Source organism: Klebsiella sp. K47, assembly GCF_051858335.1.
Taxonomy (GTDB): domain Bacteria; phylum Pseudomonadota; class Gammaproteobacteria; order Enterobacterales; family Enterobacteriaceae; genus Klebsiella; species Klebsiella pneumoniae.
This window is the reverse complement of record NZ_JBPYUI010000180.1, coordinates 1-246: the sequence shown is the minus strand read 5'-3', so window position 1 is coordinate 246 and position 246 is coordinate 1. Positions and strand designations below refer to the sequence as shown.

The window sequence follows — 246 nt, the reverse complement described above, 5'->3', positions numbered from 1 at the left end:
GCGCAGATGGCCAAGATTTTCGGCCCCAAGGGCTTGAAGATGCTGCCCAGGACCCATCCGGTCTATCGCAGCTTCTTCAAGTTCGACGGGCCGCCCAATACCGCGCTGGAGTTGAACGGCTGGGGCGACGATCTGGTCCATGATTATCTCAAGGGCATAGAGGTCAATGGCCGCCTGGGCGTTCTCTACAGCAACAAGGATTATGGCTGCGAGTGGGACTATGACTGGCGCAACAAGCGCTTCCTG

Annotated in this window: 1 protein-coding gene; it reads left to right on the top strand. The window is 58.1% G+C overall.

The window, feature by feature from the left end; translation table 11 throughout:
* Positions 1 to 6: 6 nt before the first annotated feature.
* On the top strand, positions 7 to 246 hold a 240-nt coding region (locus RRF55_RS27610), incomplete at its 3' end, for a DUF4159 domain-containing protein (protein ID WP_439419241.1).